Source organism: Paraburkholderia fungorum (assembly GCF_003610895.1).
Taxonomy (GTDB): Bacteria; Pseudomonadota; Gammaproteobacteria; order Burkholderiales; family Burkholderiaceae; genus Paraburkholderia; species Paraburkholderia fungorum_B.
In genome coordinates, this window is the sequence record NZ_MCAS01000004.1 from 199,444 (window position 1) to 219,317 (window position 19,874).

Annotated in this window: 18 protein-coding genes; 13 read left to right on the top strand and 5 right to left on the bottom strand. The window is 64.4% G+C overall.

From position 1 onward, the window contains the following. Positions 1-115 precede the first annotated feature (115 nt). Complete coding sequence (locus tag BCY88_RS05995; protein ID WP_259461258.1) at positions 116-463, top strand: DUF190 domain-containing protein; 348 nt, start codon at positions 116-118, stop codon at positions 461-463. A gap of 21 nt (positions 464-484) precedes the next feature. Here the strand turns inward: BCY88_RS05995 and BCY88_RS06000 are convergent, their stop codons facing one another. Continuing rightward, complete coding sequence (locus BCY88_RS06000) at positions 485-1,687, bottom strand: ammonium transporter (protein WP_120343381.1); 1,203 nt, start codon at positions 1,685-1,687, stop codon at positions 485-487. Positions 1,688-2,096: 409 nt separating this feature from the next. Here BCY88_RS06000 and BCY88_RS06005 point away from each other — a divergent pair, with 409 nt between their 5' ends. Next, positions 2,097-3,860: a sensor histidine kinase gene (locus tag BCY88_RS06005; protein WP_120343382.1), complete on the top strand. Its 1,764-nt coding sequence runs from the start codon at positions 2,097-2,099 to the stop codon at positions 3,858-3,860. A 17-nt stretch (positions 3,861-3,877) separates the two neighbouring features. Here BCY88_RS06005 and BCY88_RS06010 read toward each other — a convergent pair whose 3' ends face one another. After that, positions 3,878-4,201, bottom strand: a complete 324-nt coding sequence (locus BCY88_RS06010) for a hypothetical protein (protein WP_120343383.1) — start codon at positions 4,199-4,201, stop codon at positions 3,878-3,880. Between the two features lie 131 nt (positions 4,202-4,332). Continuing rightward, a complete protein-coding gene (locus tag BCY88_RS06015) occupies positions 4,333-4,914 on the bottom strand; it encodes a DJ-1/PfpI family protein (protein ID WP_030102684.1) in 582 nt (193 codons plus the stop codon). 253 nt (positions 4,915-5,167) lie between these two features. Here BCY88_RS06015 and BCY88_RS06020 point away from each other — a divergent pair, with 253 nt between their 5' ends. From BCY88_RS06020 to BCY88_RS06060, 9 genes are all read left to right on the top strand, one after another. After that, the gene (locus tag BCY88_RS06020) at positions 5,168-6,202 is read left to right on the top strand and encodes an ABC transporter substrate-binding protein (RefSeq protein ID WP_120343384.1); all 1,035 of its coding nucleotides are present in this window, start codon (positions 5,168-5,170) and stop codon (positions 6,200-6,202) included. Between the two features lie 44 nt (positions 6,203-6,246). Continuing rightward, the gene (locus tag BCY88_RS06025; protein ID WP_120343385.1) at positions 6,247-7,236 is read left to right on the top strand and encodes a quinone oxidoreductase family protein; all 990 of its coding nucleotides are present in this window, start codon (positions 6,247-6,249) and stop codon (positions 7,234-7,236) included. Positions 7,237-7,350: 114 nt separating this feature from the next. Then, positions 7,351-8,643 (top strand): MFS transporter, encoded by a 1,293-nt coding sequence (gene tcuC / locus BCY88_RS06030; protein WP_120343386.1) that lies wholly within the window; start codon positions 7,351-7,353, stop codon positions 8,641-8,643. Positions 8,644-8,655: 12 nt separating this feature from the next. After that, entirely contained in the window at positions 8,656-9,333 is a 678-nt protein-coding gene (locus tag BCY88_RS06035; RefSeq protein WP_120343387.1) for a response regulator transcription factor, read from the top strand. Beyond that, complete coding sequence (locus tag BCY88_RS06040; RefSeq protein WP_120343388.1) at positions 9,314-10,693, top strand: sensor histidine kinase; 1,380 nt, start codon at positions 9,314-9,316, stop codon at positions 10,691-10,693. The genes BCY88_RS06035 and BCY88_RS06040 overlap by 20 nt, the downstream gene beginning before the upstream one ends. A gap of 152 nt (positions 10,694-10,845) precedes the next feature. Next, positions 10,846-11,325: a BCAL1086 family glycoprotein gene (locus BCY88_RS06045; protein WP_183081296.1), complete on the top strand. Its 480-nt coding sequence runs from the start codon at positions 10,846-10,848 to the stop codon at positions 11,323-11,325. A 123-nt stretch (positions 11,326-11,448) separates the two neighbouring features. After that, on the top strand, positions 11,449-11,904 hold the full coding sequence (locus BCY88_RS06050) for an Rrf2 family transcriptional regulator (RefSeq protein ID WP_028199761.1): 456 nt from the start codon (positions 11,449-11,451) through the stop codon (positions 11,902-11,904). A gap of 167 nt (positions 11,905-12,071) precedes the next feature. Next, positions 12,072-12,719: an NAD(P)-dependent oxidoreductase gene (locus tag BCY88_RS06055; protein WP_120343389.1), complete on the top strand. Its 648-nt coding sequence runs from the start codon at positions 12,072-12,074 to the stop codon at positions 12,717-12,719. 199 nt (positions 12,720-12,918) lie between these two features. Continuing rightward, a complete protein-coding gene (locus BCY88_RS06060) occupies positions 12,919-15,519 on the top strand; it encodes a mechanosensitive ion channel family protein (protein WP_120343390.1) in 2,601 nt (866 codons plus the stop codon). Between the two features lie 18 nt (positions 15,520-15,537). Here the strand turns inward: BCY88_RS06060 and BCY88_RS06065 are convergent, their stop codons facing one another. Next, positions 15,538-16,131 carry a cysteine dioxygenase family protein gene (locus tag BCY88_RS06065; protein WP_120343391.1) on the bottom strand — a complete coding sequence of 198 codons (594 nt, stop codon included), beginning with the start codon at positions 16,129-16,131 and terminating at the stop codon, positions 15,538-15,540. Positions 16,132-16,320: 189 nt separating this feature from the next. Here BCY88_RS06065 and BCY88_RS06070 point away from each other — a divergent pair, with 189 nt between their 5' ends. Both BCY88_RS06070 and BCY88_RS06075 read left to right on the top strand, forming a co-directional pair. Further along, complete coding sequence (locus tag BCY88_RS06070) at positions 16,321-16,803, top strand: Lrp/AsnC family transcriptional regulator (RefSeq protein ID WP_120305114.1); 483 nt, start codon at positions 16,321-16,323, stop codon at positions 16,801-16,803. A gap of 86 nt (positions 16,804-16,889) precedes the next feature. Further along, positions 16,890-17,093, top strand: a complete 204-nt coding sequence (locus BCY88_RS06075; RefSeq protein ID WP_120343392.1) for a hypothetical protein — start codon at positions 16,890-16,892, stop codon at positions 17,091-17,093. Positions 17,094-17,283: 190 nt separating this feature from the next. Here BCY88_RS06075 and BCY88_RS06080 read toward each other — a convergent pair whose 3' ends face one another. Then, on the bottom strand, positions 17,284-19,731 hold the full coding sequence (locus BCY88_RS06080; protein ID WP_120343393.1) for an FUSC family protein: 2,448 nt from the start codon (positions 19,729-19,731) through the stop codon (positions 17,284-17,286). Positions 19,732-19,874 lie beyond the last annotated feature (143 nt).

A 19,874-nucleotide genomic window follows, 5' to 3' on the forward strand; every position in this document is an offset into this window, starting at 1 on the left:
TGAGCGCAGCGCCGGCGCGCACGCGCTCGCTGCATGGCCGGGAGCGTGATCTAGAATGAATGGAGAGCCTGCGGGCGTTGGCCGTGGGCTCGCCGTCACTGCGCGGGAGGCCGCCATGATGAAGGGCTACCAGCTCACGTTCTATACCGAGCAGAACAAACACCACCGCCATCAAACCGTCGTCGAATGTCTGCTGTCGATCGCGAAGCGCGCCGGCATTCATGGCGCGACCGTGGTGGCGGCGGCCGAAGGGATCGGCCACGCGGGCGCGCGGCATGCGGCGCGCTTCTTCGAACTGGCCGATCAGCCGCAGCAGGTGATTTTCGCGGTCACCGAAGGGGAGGCGGAAGCCTTGCTCGAGGCGGTGCGCGAGAGCAACGTGCCGGTGTTCTACACGCGCTGCCCGATCGAATTCGGGCTGCTCGGCGAACATACGGGCGCGCAGCAGCCGGCGCGCCGCTAACCCTGTAGCGCGGCGAGACCGTCAGCCGACGCTTTCGCGCTCCGGTGTGGCGGAAATTCTGTGGATCGACAGGTCCGCGCCGTTGTATTCGTCTTCCTGGTCGAGCCGCAAGCCCACCGTCAGGCGAATCGCTCCGTACACGAGTGTGCCGCCGAGCAGCGCCACCACGATGCCGCCCAGCGTGCCGACCAGTTGCGCGCCGAACGACACGCCGCCAAGCCCTCCGAGCGCACGCAGGCCGAAGATGCCGGCCGCGAGGCCGCCCCACGCGCCGCACAGACCGTGCAACGGCCATACGCCAAGCACGTCGTCGATGCGCCAGCGGTTCTGCACGCAGGTGAACATATAGACGAACAGCACACCCGCAATGCCGCCCGTGACGAGCGCGCCGAGCGGATGCATCAGGTCGGAGCCGGCACACACCGCCACCAGCCCGGCAAGCGGGCCGTTGTACGTGAAGCCGGGGTCGTTGCGGCCCGCGAGCCATGCGCTCAGGGTGCCGCCGACCATCGCCATCAGCGAATTGACCGCCACGAGGCCGCTGATCTTGTCGATGGTCTGCGCGCTCATCACGTTAAAACCGAACCAGCCGACCGCCAGCACCCATGCGCCCAGCGCGAGGAACGGAATATTCGAAGGCGGATGCGCGGCAATGCCGCCGTCGCGGTGATAACGGCCGTGGCGTGCGCCGAGCAGCAGCACGGCCGGCAACGCGACCCAGCCGCCGAACGCATGCACGACCACCGAACCGGCGAAGTCGTGAAACGGCGCGCCGAATACCTGGGTCAGCCAGGCCTGAATGCCGAAGCGGCCGTTCCATGCGATCCCTTCGAAGAACGGATAGACGAAGCCGACCAGCACGAAGGTGGCGAACAGTTGCGGGTTGAATTTCGAGCGCTCTGCGATGCCACCCGACACGATCGCCGGAATCGCCGCCGCAAAGGTCAGGAGGAAGAAGAAGCGCACCAGCGCGTAGCCGTTGTGTGCGGCCAGCGATTCGGCGCTGCCGAAGAACTGCACGCCATAGGCGATCGTATAGCCGATGAAGAAATACGCGATCGTCGAGACCGAGAAGTCCACCAGAATCTTGACCAGCGCATTGACCTGATTCTTTTTGCGGACCGTGCCGAGTTCGAGAAACGCGAATCCCGCATGCATGGCGAGCACCATCGCGGCCCCCAGCAGAAGGAAGAGCGTATCGGTGCCGGTTTTCAAACTTTCCATCGATGTGTCCCGCTTATGCCAAAAAAGCGGGCATTGGATGCAAGAAGCGGGCCAAACTTGTGCCGGGACGGCTCGATAAGGTGCAGAGCCGCACCGGAATGGGTTTTGTGTGATGGGTCGCCGATTGCGCGGTATCTCTACCTTGCACCTTGGATGACGCGAAAAGCACAAAGTAAGTGCATGATGGTTTCATCCCGCTCCTCATGATCCAAATGAGGGCGAAATATTCGATTTTATTTACGTTTAATTCAAAATCCTGACGCTGTATGCGCAATCGTTGCGTATGGAGCGGTTTGTGGCGGCACAAACAGGCCAGCTGGCGCGCCGTCTTTGTCTTCCTGCGCAAACGCCGACATAATGTGCCGTCCCCGTGCACGATCTGCCGGCCACCGACCTCCAATGTGCACGCATGAGACTGACCACTAAAGGCCTGTTGCTGATCGCAATTCCGGCTTTCTTCGAACTGGCGCTATTGTCCGGCCTGGTCAAGGCGCAGTCCGACGCGGCGCTCGCCGAGCAGTGGGCTATCCATAGCGAAGACGTGCTGCGCCAGACCACCGCGATTCTCGATCCGGTGCTGGGTGAGTCCGTGGCGCTGCGCGGCGCGGTGCTTACCAACGACACACGCTTCACAACGCCGGTCACGCTGTGGATGGACGTCGACCGCCGCATCGATCAACTGGCCGAACTGGTTGCCGACAACCCGGCGCAAGTCGAGCGCGTGGTGCAGGTGCGCCAGGCGGTGCAGGGATATCGCCAATGGTCGGACCGCGTTCAGGACATGCTGCATTCGGGGCGGCGGCGCGATCTGCTCGATCGCTTTCGCGACCTGAGCACGGCCGACGTGCTCGACCGCTTCCGTCAGCAGGTGCTGGCCTTCCAGAGCGAGGAGCGGCGTCTCGACACGTTGCGCTCGAGCGTCGCCGGCGCCGCGCGCGAACGCCAGCAGATGCTGGTCGTCGCGGCTGTGTTTGGCTCCTTGCTGTTCGTCGCGCTGGCTGTCTGGTTGTTCACGCGCGGCGTGCGCGGACGGCTCGCGCTCCTGTCCGATAACGCCGGGCGCCTCGCGGGCAACGAACCGCTGGCGCCGATCGGTCCGGGCCGCGATGAAATCGCCCGGCTCGATCTGACCTTGCATGAAACCAGCCGCCGTCTGCTCGAAGCCGAGCGCATTCAGGCGCGTTTCCAGGCCGATCTCGCGCGCCGCGCCGGTGAACTGGCGCGCATCAACGAGACCTTGCGGCAGCAGACCCAGGAAAACGAAATGTTCATCTACAGCGTGTCGCACGACTTGCGTGCGCCGCTGGTGAATCTGCAGGGTTTCTCGAAAGAACTGACGCGCGCCTGCGACGATCTGCGTGCGGTGCTGCGCCAGTCGTCGCTCGCGGCGCAACCAAGGCAACGCATCGAACAGGTGGTGGACGAGGATATCGGCGAGGCCTTGCACTTTCTGCAGACGGCCGTGTTGCGGGCCTCTCATATCATCGACGCGCTGTTGCGGCTGTCGCGCGTCGGCCGGGTCGAGTACCGGCAGCAAAAGGTCGAAGTGCGCGATATCGTGCCGCGCGTGGTCGATGCCATGCAGGGGTCGATCCGCGCCCGCCGGGCGCATGTGATCGTCGACGAATTGCCGGCGGTGTGGGGCGACCCGACCGCGCTTGAACAGGTGTTCGCGAACCTGATCGGCAATGCGGTCAATTATCTGGACCCGGCGCGCGAAGGCCTGATCGAAATCGGTACGACGCCGGCGCCGCCGGGCGTGCATTCGCTACGGATTTTCTACGTCCGGGACAATGGCCTGGGCATTCCGGCGGTGGCGCTGCCGAGGCTTTTCAACGCGTTCCAGCGGCTGCACGGCAATGTGGCGGCGGGCGAGGGCATCGGTCTTGCGCTTGTGCGGCGCGTGGTGGAGCGCCATGGCGGACGGGTGTGGGCGGAGTCGAAAGAGGGGACGGGCACGACGTTTTATCTGTCGCTGCCCGAAGCCGCGGCGCGAACCGCGCAGCGGTCTGCCGAAGTGCCTGCCACGCCGGCGGAGGGTACTCACGCGGCGCGTGGGGGACGCGAAGTGCGCGCGGACCTCGGGGAGCGTGATGGCGCGGGTTCAGGTGGTGTGGGTCGTGGCGGTGCGGCGCAAATTACCAACGCCGAACCCGGCATCAGTACGCGGTAATCATTACGCGCTGATCATTACACGGTAAAGAGCCGGCGTGATTTGAGCAGTTTGCTGCCGCGAATCGACCAGTAGCAGCCGCAGCAGGTCAGGACCGCAACGCCGGTCAGCGCTTCGAGCGGCGCCGGGTGCAGGCCGGGCAGGCCGTCGAGCGCGAACAGGCCGCGCGCGGCGATCAACAACGCCGCCCATAACGCGAACGCCGCTTGTACCAGCATGCGCGTACCCGCCAGACGCCGCGCGCGGTTTTCTCGCGACCAGTTGGCCCGTGTGCGCGCGCAGAAAAAAGCAATGGCCATCAGTGTGACGGCGAGGATGACGATCCAGTCAGTCAGTTCCATCGAAAAAGGCTCCCAAGTCAACCGGCGACTATAGGAAAGTCTTTCGCTGAGAACTATCGGACTAGTCTCAAATGGAGAGGTGTTTTGGCACGCGCACATGGCCGTGAGGGCCATGTGCGCGTGCCTTGCGATCAGAGTTCGATGCGGGTGCCGAGCAGCACGAGGAATTGACGCAGCCACTCAGGATGAGCAGGCCACGCGGGCGCGGTCACGAAATTGGCGTCGGTGATCGCCGCGTCGACCGGAATGTCGGCATATTCGCCACCGGCCAGTTTGACTTCGGGCGCGCAGGCCGGGTAGGCGGAAATGCGCTTGCCGCGAATCACGTCGGCGGCGGCCAGCAGTTGCGCCGCGTGGCAGATCGCTGCGATCGGCTTGCCCGCTTCGGCGAACTGCCGCACCAGTTCGATGACCTTGTGATTGAGCCGCAGATACTCGGGCGCGCGGCCGCCTGCGATCGCCAGCGCGTCGTATTGACGGGAGTCGGCGTCGTCGAACGTTGCATTGAGCGTGAACTGGTGGCCAGGCTTTTCTGTGTAGGTCTGGTCGCCTTCGAAATCATGAATGGCCGTCTTGATTTTCTCGCCGGCCTTCTTGTTCGGACAGACCGCGTCCACCACGTGGCCGACGGCCTGTAGCGCCTGAAACGGCACCATCGTTTCGTAATCCTCGGCGAAGTCGCCGGTCAGGAACAGAATCTTCTTTGCTGCCATCGCATGCCTCCAGTTGAACAACGGAATACATCGAGCGGGCAGTCAGTCTACTCCAACGCGTTTGACAGAACCGCGACGAACAGGCGCTGCCGGCACGCCGGGCGGATCGGCAAACGAGTCGGCAAGTGGATCGGGAAACTACTGAGAAAACAGTTTGCCCGTGGAAAGCAATCAGAAGGGCGCCCTTATTTATACTGCCTCGCATGCCAAAGCCTGCCCTGACAGGCGCTGTTTCAACCGTGAGGAGACAGGAATGCAGCGTCACCCCGCAACCCTGATCCGCGTACTGTTCTGCGTCGTGGCGCTGATGGCGGCACGCTTCGTGAGCGCGCAACCCATTGTGCTGATGACCGGGGGTGCCGCAAAACTGATTTATCTGCCGGTGATTCTTGCAGACCAGCTCGGTTATTTTCGCCGCGAGGGGCTCGATGTGCGCGTAGTGTCCGCGCCCGCCGGCATCGATACGTCGACGGAACTCGTGGCGGGCGCGATACAGGGCGCGGTCGGTTATTACGATCACACGATCGAGCTGCAGGGCCGCGGTCTGGATGTGCAGTCGGTCGTCGTGCTGGGCCAGTCCGCCGGTCTCATCGAACTTGGGCGGCGCGGCGGGGCCATGGCGACGATGGCCGATGCGAAAGGGCGCCGGCTCGGCGTAACCGGTTTCGGATCGTCGACGTATTTCCTGACGCGCTACCTCGTCGAACGCGCGGGCGTGCCGTCGGGCGAGTACACGGTCGTGCCGCTCGCCAACGAGTCCGCGTTCGAGCAGGCGATTGTCGACGGCAAGGTCGATGCGGGCATGATCGAAGAGCCGACTGCGACACGCATGCTGACCCGGCTCGAAGCCACGCCGCTCGTCGACATGCGCAGCGTGAAAGACACGCGCGCGCAACTGGGCGGGGCGTACGCGGGCGCGTGTCTCTACATGCAGCGCGACTGGATCGACGCCCACGAGGACGCGACGGCGCGGCTGGTGCGTGCCGTGCGTGAGGCGCTGCATTTCATCCAGACGCATGACGAAGCCGCTATCGCCGCCGTTGTACCCGCAGGAATCCGGGGTGACGACCCGGCGCTTTACCGGCAGGCGCTGGCGATTGCGAAACCGGCGTATTCGCCGACCGGCCTGATGCCGGCGGACGCACCCTCGACCGTGCTGGCGGTGCTGGCCCGCGCCAACCCCGAGATATCGGAGCGGCACATCGACCTCGCGCGCACCTATACCAACCGCTTCGTCGCGGCTGCCCCCGCGGGCGCCCCGGACGACCGGGCCGCAGGGTCGCACTGAACCTCGCTACCCCATTCTGTTTGCACATATCGGAGACTTTTGCCATGCGAGCCATCCAGATTCACGAGTACGGCGGCCCTGAGGTGCTTCGGCGCGTCGAGATCGAGGTGCCGAAGCCGTCGCCGGGCGAAGTGCTGGTGCGCGTCGTAACGGCAGGCATCAACTTCATGGACGTCCACACGCGCCAGGGCAAGTATCGCGATTCGCGCACGTACCCGGTGAGGATTCCGTGCACGCTCGGTATGGAAGGCGCGGGCGAAGTCGTCGAAGTGGGCGCGGACGTCACGTCGTGTCGCAAGGGCGACCGGGTGGCGTGGTGCATTTCGTGGGGCGCGTACGCCGAGTATGCGGTGGTGCCCGCTGCACGTCTCGCGAAACTGCCCGGCGGGATCGGCTACGACATCGCCGCTGCAGCGATTTTCCAGGGCTCGACTGCCCACTATCTGCTCGAGGATGTCGCTCACATCGGGCCGGGCAGCACGTGTCTCGTGCATGCCGCCTCCGGCGGTATCGGCCAGTTGCTGGTGCAGCTCGCCAAGCGGCGCGGCGCACAGGTGTTCGCCACCACCAGTTCGCCCGACAAGGCAGCGCTCGCGAAATCGCGCGGCGCGGACCACGTGCTGATGTACGAGGACGGCGCGTTCGCCGATCGGGTCCGCGAGTTGACGCATGGCAGAGGCGTCGACGTCGTATTCGACGCGGTGGGCCGCACGACGCTGCGCGACAGCTTCCGGGCGACGCGAACCCGTGGCCTCGTCGTCAACTACGGCTCCGTCACCGGCCCGATGCGCGACTTCGATCCGTATGAACTGGGCGAGGCCGGTTCGCTCTTTCTCACACGGCCACGCCTCGCCGACCATCTCGCCGATGGTGAAACAGTCCAGCGGCGCGCCGACGATATCTTCGACGCCATCCAGCAGGGCGCGCTGCGCGTGGAGATCAACGGCCGCTACACGCTGGACACCGTCGAAGCGGCTCACGCGGCGCTCGAAGAACGCCGCCAGTCAGGCAAGGCCGTGATGGATATCGCCTAGCCGCCCGGTCTACCCAAACCCGTACCCAAACCCGCACCCACAGGAACGATTGCCCGGCACACGCCACGCGTGCGCCGGTTGTCGAAACTCGTCCTTACGCTATCAGAGAGCATCATGGAACCAGCCATTACCCGTCGTCCGGAATCGCGGTTTCGAGCAGTTTTCCGCGTCGTCAGCGGCAACTTTCTCGAGATGTATGACTTTACGGTCTATGCCTATTACGCCGGTGCGATCGCGCACACCTTCTTTCCCGCGGACAACGAATTCGTCTCGTTGCTGCTGGCGCTTTCCGTGTTCGGCGCGGGATTCCTCATGCGGCCAATCGGTGCGCTGGTGCTGGGTGCGTACATCGACCGTCACGGGCGGCGCAAAGGCCTGATCCTGTCGCTCTCGCTGATGGCGGTCGGCACCGCTTGCGTCGCGCTGGTCCCGGGCTACGCGACGATCGGCATCGCGGCGCCCGTGATCGTGCTGATCGGGCGTCTTCTGCAAGGCTTCTCCGCAGGCGTCGAACTTGGCGGCGTGTCCGTCTATCTCGCGGAGATCGCGCCGCCCGGCAAACGCGGCTTCTTCTGTTCGTGGCAATCGGGCAGCCAGCAGGTCGCCGTCATCTTTGCGGCGTCGCTCGGCGTGCTGCTCAATCAACTGCTGCCCGCCAGCGAGGTGAGCGCGTGGGGCTGGCGCATCCCGTTCCTGATCGGCTGCCTGATCGTGCCGTTTCTGTTGTTCATTCGCCGTACGCTGCGTGAGACCGACGAGTTCGCGGCGCGCAAACACCATCCGCGATTCGGCGAAATCATGAAGTCGATGAGCGACAACGCAGGCCTGATCGTGATGGGCATGGGTCTCGTGGTGATGACCACCGCGTCGTTCTATCTGATCACGACCTACACGCCGACGTTCGGCAAAACCGTGCTGCATCTGTCGGCTGTCGATTCGCTGGTCGTTACCGTCTGCGTGGGCATCTCGAACCTGATCTGGCTGCCGGTTTCCGGCGCGGTTTCCGATCGTGTCGGACGGCGTCCCATCCTGCTACTCTTCACCGTGCTCACCATGGCGACGTCGTATCCGGCGATGCGCTGGCTGGTCGCCGCGCCGTCGTTCGAGCGGCTCCTGCTGGTGGAACTCTGGTTTTCGGTGCTCTATGCGTGGTACAACGGCGCCATGGTGGTGGCGCTCACCGAGCTGATGCCGGCCCATGTGCGCACGACGGGCTTCTCGATGGCTTACAGCCTCGCTACGCTGGTCGGCGGTTTCACGCCGGCCGTCTCGACCTCGCTGATCCACTTCACCGGGGACAAGGCCGCGCCCGGCGCATGGATGGGCATGGCCGGATTGTGCGGCGCCGTGGCGACGCTGCTGCTTTACCGTTCGCGGCAGGCGCGCAACGGCTACAAGATGGCATAGCTTTTCTGGGCAATGAGACTTCTGCTGATCGAAGATAACCGGCAACTCGCGCATTGGTTGTCGAAAACCTTGACCGACGAGGGTTTCCTCGTCGAGCACGCGCTCGACGGTGAAACCGCCGAGGCGTTGCTGCGCGACGCGCGTTACGACGTCGTGCTGCTCGATCTGAACCTGCCGGGCATGTCAGGCAAGGCGCTGCTGCGCCGCATGCGCAAGAACGCCAACGAGACGCCCGTGCTGGTCCTGACCGCCACGGGCGATGTCGGCGAAAAGGTGATCTGTCTGAGTGAGGGCGCCGACGATTACGTCGTCAAGCCGTTCGACGACCGCGAACTCGTGGCGCGCATCAAGGTGCTGGCACGCCGGCATGCGCCCGCGCGCTCGAACCGCATCCGCTGCGGCACCTTGCTCTACGACATGGACCGCCGCCAGTTCTTCGTCGACGATGAGCCGCTGTCGCTTACGCCGCGTGAGCATGCCGTGCTCGAAGCGCTCATCCTGCAAACGGGGCGCACGGTGTCGAAGGCCGTGCTGGCCGAGGCCGTGACCGACAAGGATGCGCCGCCAAGCGGCGACGCGATCGAAATCTACGTGTCGCGCCTGAGAAAGAAGATCGAGAAGAGCACGGCAGCGATCATCACGCTACGCGGGCTCGGCTATCTGCTGGAAAATGAAGAGCCGCAAGCGTAGCCTGCGCGCGCGGCTCCTGCTCTGGGTCATTGTGCCGATGACGGCATTCGGCCTCGTCGCGGGCTGGCTCACGCTCGCCAATGCGCGGCGCACGGCCGATCTGCTGCAAGATGCAGCGCTGCTCGCCGCCGCCCGCGTGATGGCCGCCGACGTGCGCTGGAGCGGCAACGATCTGGTCGCCTCCGTGTCGCCCAGCACGATCCAGATCGTCGGTACGCCACAAGGCGATCAGGTTTTCTATCGTGTCGAGATCGCGGGCGGCCCCGTCATCGCCGGGACTTCTGATTTTCCGCAGACACGCCCCACGGATTCGCCCGATTGGTACGACGCACGCGTCTCGCAGATGCCGATACGCGCCGTCACGCTAAAGCGCCCAATGTACGACGCCGGCAGGATCGTCGACGTCGTGGTGTCGGTTGGGCGCACGCAGATCGCGCGGGATGCGATGGTCGCCGCGCTGTGGAAACCGCAACTCGCGTATATCGTCAGCAGCATTGCGGCGGCGCTGGTGCTGGTCTGTGTAGGGCTGACGCTGGAACTGCGGCCGCTCGAAAGACTGGCGAAGGGCCTCGCCGCGCAGCCGTCGCTCACGCGGGTTCGAATCGATGCGGCCGATGTCCATGCCGAACTGCATCCGCTGATTGCCGCCTTCAATGCCTGTCTCGACATTATCGAACGGCAGGGATTGGCGCAGCGGCGTTTCATCGCCGATGCCGCGCATCAGATCCGCACGCCGCTGACGCTGCTCGGGATGCAACTGCAATACGCACGGCGTCAGGGCAAGCTCGAAGAAGTGAGGGAAACGCTGCTGGCCATGCACCACAGCAACCGGGCGATGGTGTCGCTGATCAACCAGCTGCTGATGCTCGCGCAGGCCGAAGCGGCCGATTACACGGCGTTCGAAGGCGACGTTGTGGACGTGCGGGAAGTCACGGCACGCGCGATCGAGAAACTCGCGCTGGCTGCACGGCGGCGCGGTATCGAGCTCGTCGTCTCCATCGCGGCGCCGCTCTTCGTGACGGGGAGTGAGACGCTGCTTTCAGAAGTGCTGTCGAACATCCTCGACAACGCGATCCGGTACTCGCCCAAAGGCACGCAAGTCGCGATCGATGCCAGTCAGGCGGACGGTTGGGTCAGCATCCATGTGCTCGACGGCGGGCCCGGCATTCCCGCGGCGTTGCGCGAGCGCGCATTTGAGCCGTTTTTTCGTGCCTCCGACGAAGAGGGCAGCGGGCTGGGACTCGCGATCGCGCGAGAGATCGTACGCGCGCACCGAGGAACGATTTCGCTCGAGGATGCGCCGGGCGGGCAGGGATTGCTGGTGAAGCTCAGCTTTCCGGCGAGCGAACCGGCCTCGTAAGCGGTCCGCGAGGTCGCATCGATGCGCCGGCTGCCGGCCATCGCTGCCCGACAGGCGGCTCCAGGGGCGAGCCTTTGGCGCAACGGCGTATCATGGGCGCGTTTTCGCATGCGAAAGCCGCTCGATGCGGCTCATACCCAGCACATACCGATATGACTTTATCTATTCGTTCACCGTTGTTGCGCCGCGTCGCCGTTGTCGCGCTTGTGTTCGGCGGCCTTGCGGCTTGTCAGAAGAATGATGCGTCGGCAGATCAGGTCGCCGGCAAGCTCAACGATGTAGCGCAGGCGGCCGGTCAGAAGCTCGATCAGGCGGCCAGCTACGTTGGCCAGCAGGTCGACGCGACCAAGGCCACCGCGCAGCAGAACCTGGATTCGGCGGCCTCCGCGCCGTCGATCAAGATCGATCCGGGCGCCTTGGCATCGACCGCGCAAGCCAACCTGCAAGGCGCGGCGAGCGCCGCGAATGCGCAGCTCGGCAAGGCGGCGGCGCTGACCGGCCAGGGTCTCGAGACGGCCGGGCGCAAGCTGCAGGAGTGGTCGGCGCAAAGTTCGGCGTCGGCGGCGGGCGGCTCGGCTTCCGCGTCGGCATCGGGCGATTCCAGCGATGCGCAAAAGCAGATGGACAAGTGAGATGGCGCGCCGTGTGTCAGTCCGATTGACAACCCGTTTGCCAGCCCGTTTGCCGGCTCATTTGACAGCCGGATTAAATGTAATTACTATGGTTACACATTGTCGTTGCCGGGCAGGTTTGCTGTGAATACGAGTAGCCGGTTTGCGTTTGCGGTGCACGTGCTCGCGCTGCTGTCGTTGCAGGAGGGCGTGCCGCTCTCGTCGGAGATGATCGCGGGCAGCGTGAATACGAATCCTGCGCTGATCCGTCGTTTGCTGACCATGTTGGCCGATGCGGGCCTCACGACCTCGCAACTCGGCGCGGGCGGCGGCGCGCTGCTTGCCCGTGCGCCCGAGAGCATTACGCTGCTCGAGGTGTACCGCGCGGTGGACGACGCGCAATTGTTCGCCATGCATCGCGAGGAGCCGAATCCGGCGTGCATGGTGGGGCGCAATATTCAGGTCGTGCTGCGCGGTATCATCGACGAAGCGCAGCAGGCCATGGAGGCGTCGCTCGGCGCGCGTACGCTGGCCGATGCCACGGCTGACGTGGTGCGCGCTGAACGGGCACGCGAGCGTAAGCGGCGCTCGCATGGGTGACGTCGTAGAGACGCAGAACAGAAGGGCGCGCGCAGCGTAATCAGAACGTGTGCGGGACGTGTGAGAGACGCGCGCCTGAGAATGGACGGGGGCTGATGCCCCTCTTTTTTCCGGATTATATGTAATCAATGTGGTTACATATAGGCTTATATAACAGGAGTATCGACATGAGCAAACAGTTGAAAATCGCATTGTTTGGCGCCACGGGCACAATTGGTTCGCGGATCGCCGCGGAAGCGGCCCGCCGCGGGCATCAGGTGACGGCACTGGCGCGCAACCCGGCGCGCGTGCCGGCCGACGTGGCGAATGTGAAGGCCGCGCAGGCCGATCTGCTCGACGCAGCGAGCGTCAGCGCCGCGGTGCGCGGCCACGATGCGGTGGCGAGCGCATACGCACCGCCGCATGGCGATCCGGCAGTGTTGAGTCAGGCGACCCATGCGCTGGTCGACGGTGTGCGTGCAGCGGGCGTGAAGCGCCTCGTGGTGGTGGGCGGCGCGGGTTCGCTGGAAGTGGCGCCAGGCAAGCAACTGGTCGACACGGACGGATTCCCGGATGCCTACAAGGCCGTCGCCCTGGCCCACCGCGATGCATTCGATTACTACCGTGGCATCAGCGACCTCGACTGGACGTTCTTCGCGCCGGCCGCGCTGATCGCCCCGGGCGAGCGCACCGGCAAGTTCCGCACGGGCGCGAACAGCCTGATCGCCGACGCCGAGGGCAATAGCCGTATTTCCGCGGAAGACTACGCGATCGCCTTCGTCGACGAATTGGAGCAGGGCCGTTTTGTCCGTCAGATCGCGACGGTGGCTTACTGAGTCTTAAGGGGCGGCAGGGACCGCGCGCGGCCCGTGCCGCGCGGGTCCGTTGTATGCGCGGTCGCGGCCACCCGGGGGACGAGGGCGGCTGGCGAATCCCCGGATTTGTGCAAGCCTCCTAACAATCGGTTACGCATGTTCGGTCGCCTGCGGCAAAACTGCGGCTACACTGGCGTCTCCCGTTTTCTTGCGGATTGCCATGCAGGCATGCCCATTGCGGCGTGAGTCCGGGGCCGCGCCGTCTAACGGCGGACAACCGGCGACTCGCGCCGACTTTCATTTTCCTTCCAGTCAGACCGAATGCAGCACTGGACGTGGTGTTCGCGCCCACGTTGCGGCGCGCTTCGGCGCGTGGGCGGCTACGGTCTGCCTTGCGCTGATCGTCTGCCTCGGCTGGATGCCCACCGTGGTGCAGGCCGCCGGCACCGGCACGCCGGTCATTCCGGCGTTGCAGAGCCTGATCAATAGCGCGACAGCGACGCCTGCGTCCGCCGCCTCGGGCGCCTCGTCCGCGGACGCGGCGTCGGCGCCGTCGCCCGCGAGCCAGGCCGAATTGGCGCGCTCGCTCGACAGCGTGATCGCCACGCTCGACAACGACCGGCAGCGCACCGCACTCGTCGCCCAGCTCAAAAAGCTGCGCGAGGTCTCGCAAAACGTCACGCCCCCCGCGCCCGCGCAGCCGAGTCCTGGCCTGCTCGGGGCGATCGCGTCGGGCATCGCGTCGTTCGAATCCGATGTGCATCAGGGCCGCACGCCAGTGCGCTATTGGGGCGGACGCTTCAACGCGGCCGGCAACGAGCTCTACACGATCATTTCGGGTCAGGGGCAGGAGAGCTTCGGGCGCGTCCTCTTTTCGATGATTGCCATGCTGGCCGGCTGGGGGGCGTGCGCCGGCGCGCTGATCTACGTGCAACACCGGTTGTACCGGCGCTTTGGCATCGTGCTGGGGCTCAACCCGAATCCCACCACGCGCGAACTGCTGATCTTCGCGCTGCGCCGCGTCGGGCCGTGGATCGTCGCCTTTCTCGCCGCCTTGCTGTTCGTGCGCGCCATGCCCGATTCGCTCGGCCGCACGCTCGGCATGGTGGTGGCTTACGCGATCGTCGCGGGCGCAGTGTTCTCGGCGATCTGTCTGATCATGTTTTCGTTGTTCGGCTCGGGGCATCGGCGGGTTGCGGTGCGCCTGCTGCTCGATCACGCGCGGCGCATGTTGTTCGTGGTGGGCGTATGCGCCGCGCTCGGCGACGCGGCGGTCAACTACGACGTGGAGCATCAGCTCGGCTCGAATCTCGCCGCGCTGATTTCGACCGCCGCCAACATGACCGCTGCCGTGCTTACCGGCTATTTCGCGCTGGCGTTCCGCCGGCCCGTGGCGCATCTGATCCGCAACCGGGCTTACGAGCAGCGTAACGACCACAAGGCCGCGACCGACGCGTTCGACGTGCTCGCCTCGCTCTGGCACGTGCCGGTGCTGGTGCTTGCCACCGCGTCAGTGGTCGCCACGCTCGGCGGCTCGGGTTCCAGCGAAAACGTCCTGCAGATTTCGGTGGTGACCGCACTGTTGCTGGTGCTCGCATTTTTCCTGTCGGCCGTCGTGTTGCGCATGACGCGCCCGCGCAGCCCGCGCGCGCGGCGCCGCTCGCCTTATCTGTCGCGCCTGCTGCGCTTTTGCGGCACGCTGCTCACGCTGTTTATCTGGCTGCTCTTCTTTGAACTGGCGGCGCGCCTGTGGGGCGTCTCGCTCGCGGAAGTCGTGGAGGAGAACGTTGCGGCGCGGGGGATTGCGCATGCGGTGACCGCGATCATCGCGACGGTGTTCATTTCATGGCTGCTGTGGATTCTGGTCGACACCGCGATCACCGAAACGCTCAATCCAGGCAGTCTGCGCAACAAGTCGCGCAATCCGAGCATGCGGGCGCGCACGATGCTGCCGCTGCTGCGCAACGTGCTGCTGGTGTCGATCATGACGATTGCCGGCATCGTCACCGCGGCGAACCTGGGCATCAACGTGACGCCGCTGCTGGCCGGCGCCGGCGTGATTGGTCTCGCGATCGGCTTTGGCGCGCAGTCGCTCGTGACGGACCTGATCACGGGGCTGTTCATCATCATCGAAGATACGATTTCGGTCGGCGACTGGATCGACGTGGACGGCGGCCATGCGGGCACGGTCGAGCATCTGTCGATCCGCACCGTCCGTTTGCGCGACGGGCAAGGCGCGATTCACGCGATTCCGTTCTCGCAGATCAAGATCGTCAAGAACCTGTCGCGCGATTTCGCCTATGCGGTGTTCGAAGTGCGGATGTCGTTCTCGACCGACGTCGATCAGATCACGCAACTGATTCGCGAAGTCGGCGCCGATCTGATGGCCGACTTCCGCTACCGGCGCGAAATGCTCGGGCCGATCGAGGTGTGGGGGCTCGACCGTTTCGATCCGAACTGGATGGTCGTGAAAGGGCAGATCAAGACGCGGCCGTTGCAGCAATGGAGCGTGGCGCGTGCCTTCAATCTGAGGCTCAAACGCAAGATGGACGAAGCCGGCATCGAGATTCCGGTGCCGCAGATGCGTGTGTACACGTCATCGAAGGATAGTGAAGGACAGCCTTTGCAGGACGATGAGCTCGCGCACGGGCATGAGCACATGCATGCCGGGACGGGCGCCTCGGTGCGGGCTGCGCACGTTGCCGTAGCGGCGGCGCGCGATGTCTCGCACGAACCGCGTCCGGCGCCGCCACCGACCGGGCAGACCGCGCCGATCCCGCCGCAGATTCCGACCGCGGGCGATGCGGGCGGCAAAAACTGAGTGCGCCAGATGCCGGTTTCAGACGAGCGCCGGGGTGTCGGCGGTGCGCACGATGTCGTTGACGTGCGTCGAGAGTTGCGCGCCCGCGACGCCGTAAATATGTAGCGAGACGGCGGGCGCGTCGCTGCAATTGCCGAGCCGGTGAATGCCGCCTCGGCCGCCCCGCACGAACGACACGGCACCCGCATTGCGTGCTTGTGTTCGGGTGGCGCTTGCGCAATGCTGTGCGCCGTTCCATTCGAAGACCGTTTCGCTCAGCGTGCCGTCGAGTACCGCGTAGCCGCACCAGGTGTGGTGCGCGTGCACCGGGCTTGCCTGGTGTGGCAGCCACACCAGCGCGGCGATCGCATAGCGGCCGTGCGGATCGGCGGCGAGCAGATGGCGCCGGTAATTTTCCGCGGAGCCTTCGCGTTGTGCCGGGGTGAGCAAGGCGGGGTTCGCCGCGGCTTCGGCAAGCGCGATGCGCATGCTGCGCGCGAAGAAGCTCGAATGCGAAGGTTCGGGGAATTTCACGCAGGCTTCGAACATTGCATCGAGCGCCTCGCACAGGTGCGCGAGCGGCGCGGTGCGGTGCGCGCGCGTGGGCGTTTCGTGCGCCCCGGCAAACTGCATGGCGTGGGCGGAGGAGTGGGCGACAGGTGTTGAACGGAGGTCTTGGCTCATGATGGCTGCGCAGCTGCATGGCTGCGTATCGGCTATTTTTTGATAGAGACATTTATACCCGTTTGCGTGGAGAAAGAGTTTCCATATAATTCCACTCATAGTCTTAAAAGTAGAATAATTTCCTATAGGGGCGTGATGATGGGAATGGATATCATCGATCGGAAGCTGCTTGAACTGTTGCAGGAAGACGCAACGATGCCGATCGCCGAACTGGCGCAGCGCGTGAATCTGTCGCAAACGCCGTGTTGGAAGCGGCTGCAACGTCTGAAAGAGACGGGCGTGATCCGCGCCCAGGTGGCGCTGTGCGATGCGCGCAAGCTCGGCGTGGGCACGACCGTGTTCGTGGCGGTGCGAACGAACCAGCACACGGAGGCCTGGGCGCAGACCTTTACGCGTGCGGTGCAGGAGATTCCGGAGGTGGTGGAGGTTTACCGGATGAGCGGCGAAACCGACTACCTGTTACGCGTGGTGGTGTCCGATATCGACGACTACGATCGCGTCTATAAGCTCCTGATCGCCGCCGTGCCGCTGTATGACGTGAGTTCCAGTTTTGCGATGGAGCAGATCAAATATTCGACGGCGCTGCCGGTGCGGCCTTCGGCGGTGGTGGAGGGGCGTTGAGTGCAAGGCACGCGCAAGCTCAGTGGGCGTAGAATGCCGCCTTCCCAGACACTATCCGCGATTGCCTCGCGAACCGAGCCCGCCTCATGAACAAACCGCCGCGCAAGAAGAACCCGACCTTCGGCATTGCTATTTTCATCGTGGTCGCGGTGCTGCTGGTGATCGCCACGCTCTTCTACAACGCCATCACGGAAAAGCGTGAGTTCGATCGTCAGAACGAGCCGGCGCCGACGATTTCCTCGGACGCGGCGGCTGCGGTGGCCAAGCCCGCGAGCGGCGCCGCACAGTAAGGCGGACGGTACAAGCGATCAAGGCGGACGACACGGCCGATTGCCGATCCGCCATCGCGGCTGATCCGGCGGCCACGCCTTGTGCGGTGTTGATTGCAGACGGGCGTTGAAAGCCTGCGATGAAAACACCGCGCACGACGGGCGACGAGCCCCGGCCGTTGTTGCGACCGTCGTCGTGTGACACTTTGTGTCACTCTTCCGGCAGGCGAATCACGCTCGCATCCTTGCGAATCTGCGCCGACGCCGTCAGCATCTGCTTGCACTGATGGGCGAGCAATTTCATGTCGTGCACGGCGTCTGCCGAGTAATCAGGCGATTTCTCCGTCTCGACCACCATCGCATCCAACTCGCGCGTCAATTGTTTGACCTGCTCGGCCTGTTCGGCGGGTGATGCGCTACCTGCTTCGGCCTCGGTCAGATTGTCGCGGACCACACTCAGCGCACGTTGCAACGGCTGTAGCGAGACGCCGTCGGCTTGCTGCGCTGAGGTGCGCAGCAAAGGCGCGGCCGCGGTGATCTGCGAGGCGAGCACATGGCTGCGCACCAGCAGGTCGTTCAATTCCGGCACGAACTTCTGCGCGGACTTCGGCTCGAGCATCATGCGCTGGAACGCCTGCCCCAGATTGGCAAACGCGACGTGGACGTTCTTGCGCGCGAGCCGGTAGCGATAATCCCGATCGAGCGCGGTTGCAGCGGCGACAGCGGCCGGAGATGCGCCGCCGGCCGGCTTGGTGTTCGCATTGCTGAGCGTGGCGGTACTGCCGGCGCTGCTTGAGCTGGTGGTGCCGCTCGCACTTGCCGCAACGTTTGCCGCCGCGCGCACCGGCTTGGCGAATTCGATCGCCGGATCGGCCATTGCCGCGGCGGGTGCAAACGCCCCGGCCTCGGTGACCGTGGCCACCACAGCGGCGGCCGGCTTGCCGCTCCACCACCAGCTCGCTTCCAGATACTGCCGCGTGGCGTTGATCATGTTGTTGACCAGCTTGCCCATCAGCCGGTATTCCCAGTAGGGGAACAGGTGGCTTGCCGCAATCGCGATCGCGCAGCCCACCACCGTATCGATCGCGCGTTCGCCGATGATGCGCATGCTGCCCGGTGCGAGCAGGTGGAACATGAGCAGCACGTACGAGGACGTGAACACCACGCTCGCGGTGTAATTGAACAGCAACAGGCTGTAGCTCATCACCATCGACGCGAACATCACCACCAGCAGGATATGCGGCTCCTTGACGAAGATCATCAACGCGATGCTCGCCGCACAGCCGATCAGCGTGCCGACGATCCGCTGCCCGTTGCGCTGCTTGGTCAGCGAATAGCCCGGCTTCAGAATGATGACCGTGGTCATCACGATCCAGTATGCATTGGTGAGCGGCAGCAGACGGCCGAGCCAGAAACCCACGGCGACCGCAATCGTCACGCGCAGCGCATGGCGAAAGCTCGGTGAGGCCATCGTCAGATTGGAGAGAATCTGCCCGAACGGCACGCGGCGGCTGGATACGAAGCGGGACAGCGCCTGGTCGAGCCGAAGTTCGGTCTCGGTTTCCGACACGCCCGGATCGCTCGACAGGCTTTTGCGCATCTTGTCGATCAGGCGCGTGGCGCTCCAGATGCGCCGGAAGCTGGACGATACCGCGGAATAGGCCTCGGGGTTTTTGGCCGCCAGGTCCTGCTTGCGCATCTGGTCGATCTCGAACTCGATGGCGCGCAATTCGGCTTTTACATTCACGCGGATACGCGGCGGCTGGTTTTGCAATACCGCGAGCCCGATTTCCTCGAGATCGGCTGCGGATTTGCGAATCAGATCGCGGTAGAACACCAGCAGATCGGAGCCGCCAAACGTGTTGCGCACCAGCGAGTAATCGACATGCGTGCCGACAAACAGCTCGTGCAGATCGACGGTATTGATGAACAGATTGAACAGCATTGCCCGGCGCGGTTCGAGCCGGCCGGTTTTCAGTTTCGGCAGATTGCGCAGCACGATGTCGCGCGCGGCATCCTGGCGATCGACCGCGGAGATCTGCTTGTCGACCAGATTGCGATAGCACTCGTCGAGATCGTTATCGAGGTCGTAGAAGGCGGCGCGTGCGAGGAGATAGTCCGCGCACGCGAACACACTTTCGGCGAGCGCCTGCTGTTCGATGCGATGCATCATCCAGCGGCTCACGAAGGTCGACCAGTACGTGTACCAGAGACCGCCCACCAGAATCCACGACGCATTGACGAGCGCCTGCATCGGCGTGAAGTGCTCCTCCAGCGTCATGACCATCATGAACAGCGTGGCGAAGCTGATCTGCGGCCAGCGGTTGCCATACACGACGATCAACGAGAGCACGAACGTGAGCGGCACAACCGTGCACCATAGCGCGACCGCATTGACGGTAGCGAGACCGGTGGCGAGCGCGGACAGGAAGCCGATCACCGTGCACGCCAGCATCTCGTTGTGCTTGTACTTGAGCGGACCCGGCATATCGACCACACATGCGCCGAGTGCGCCGGTCGCGATCGTAAAGCCGAGTTCGCGATCGTGAAATACGATCAGACACAATATGGCCGGTAACGACACGCCGACTGCGATGCGCAGGCCGCCATAAAAGTACTGGCTGTAAAGGAATTTTTTTATTTCAACCGAATAGCGCATCGACTGCCTGAATTCCATTCACTGAGAAAACGCGGTTGAAAAGGTCGACCCGGGCCGACCCGGGGCAGACCTGAACTGCCGTCGAGTCTAACTGATTTTGTACCTGATCAGACCTCGTCCGTTCGGCCAGGTTATGCCCTGGG

What these genes read in the sequence shown, in the direction of transcription:
- BCY88_RS06065 (WP_120343391.1), bottom strand. Translation starts at nt 16,131, where the DNA reads ATGCAGTTTGCCGGGGCGCACGAAACGCCCACGCGCGCGCACCGCACC.
- BCY88_RS06060 (WP_120343390.1), top strand. Translation starts at nt 12,919, where the DNA reads ATGCAGGCATGCCCATTGCGGCGTGAGTCCGGGGCCGCGCCGTCTAAC.
- BCY88_RS06035 (WP_120343387.1), top strand. Translation starts at nt 8,656, where the DNA reads ATGAGACTTCTGCTGATCGAAGATAACCGGCAACTCGCGCATTGGTTG.
- BCY88_RS06000 (WP_120343381.1), bottom strand. Translation starts at nt 1,687, where the DNA reads ATGGAAAGTTTGAAAACCGGCACCGATACGCTCTTCCTTCTGCTGGGG.
- BCY88_RS06040 (WP_120343388.1), top strand. Translation starts at nt 9,314, where the DNA reads ATGAAGAGCCGCAAGCGTAGCCTGCGCGCGCGGCTCCTGCTCTGGGTC.
- BCY88_RS06075 (WP_120343392.1), top strand. Translation starts at nt 16,890, where the DNA reads ATGAACAAACCGCCGCGCAAGAAGAACCCGACCTTCGGCATTGCTATT.
- BCY88_RS06070 (WP_120305114.1), top strand. Translation starts at nt 16,321, where the DNA reads ATGGGAATGGATATCATCGATCGGAAGCTGCTTGAACTGTTGCAGGAA.
- BCY88_RS06005 (WP_120343382.1), top strand. Translation starts at nt 2,097, where the DNA reads ATGAGACTGACCACTAAAGGCCTGTTGCTGATCGCAATTCCGGCTTTC.
- BCY88_RS06055 (WP_120343389.1), top strand. Translation starts at nt 12,072, where the DNA reads ATGAGCAAACAGTTGAAAATCGCATTGTTTGGCGCCACGGGCACAATT.
- BCY88_RS06015 (WP_030102684.1), bottom strand. Translation starts at nt 4,914, where the DNA reads ATGGCAGCAAAGAAGATTCTGTTCCTGACCGGCGACTTCGCCGAGGAT.
- BCY88_RS06020 (WP_120343384.1), top strand. Translation starts at nt 5,168, where the DNA reads ATGCAGCGTCACCCCGCAACCCTGATCCGCGTACTGTTCTGCGTCGTG.
- BCY88_RS06010 (WP_120343383.1), bottom strand. Translation starts at nt 4,201, where the DNA reads ATGGAACTGACTGACTGGATCGTCATCCTCGCCGTCACACTGATGGCC.
- tcuC (WP_120343386.1), top strand. Translation starts at nt 7,351, where the DNA reads ATGGAACCAGCCATTACCCGTCGTCCGGAATCGCGGTTTCGAGCAGTT.
- BCY88_RS06025 (WP_120343385.1), top strand. Translation starts at nt 6,247, where the DNA reads ATGCGAGCCATCCAGATTCACGAGTACGGCGGCCCTGAGGTGCTTCGG.
- BCY88_RS06045 (WP_183081296.1), top strand. Translation starts at nt 10,846, where the DNA reads ATGACTTTATCTATTCGTTCACCGTTGTTGCGCCGCGTCGCCGTTGTC.
- BCY88_RS06080 (WP_120343393.1), bottom strand. Translation starts at nt 19,731, where the DNA reads ATGCGCTATTCGGTTGAAATAAAAAAATTCCTTTACAGCCAGTACTTT.
- BCY88_RS05995 (WP_259461258.1), top strand. Translation starts at nt 116, where the DNA reads ATGATGAAGGGCTACCAGCTCACGTTCTATACCGAGCAGAACAAACAC.